Genomic DNA, 273 nt, shown 5'->3' on the forward strand with positions numbered 1-273 from the left:
GCGCTGAATCCGACGCCGCGTGCGCCGGCCTATTCGACCTGCAAGGCCGCGCTGAACTACTACACGACGACGCTGGCCGCCGAGCTCGCCCGCGAGCGGATCCGGGTCAACGCGATCGCGCCGGGCTCGATCGAGTTTCCCGACGGCCTGTGGGCGCGGCGCGCGGACAGCGATCCCGACCTGTACGCGCGCATCCGCGATTCGATTCCCTTCGGCGGCTTCGGCGCCGTCGACGATGTCGCATCCGCGGCGCTGTTCCTGTGCGGGCCGCAG

Annotated in this window: 1 protein-coding gene; it reads left to right on the forward strand. The window is 71.4% G+C overall.

The window, feature by feature from the left end:
* Positions 1–273: SDR family NAD(P)-dependent oxidoreductase (locus SB719_RS20075; RefSeq protein ID WP_412159726.1), on the forward strand; the 273-nt coding region annotated here is incomplete at both ends.

This window comes from Pantoea sp. SIMBA_079, assembly GCF_046940275.1.
Classification (GTDB): domain Bacteria; phylum Pseudomonadota; class Gammaproteobacteria; order Enterobacterales; family Enterobacteriaceae; genus Pantoea; species Pantoea borealis.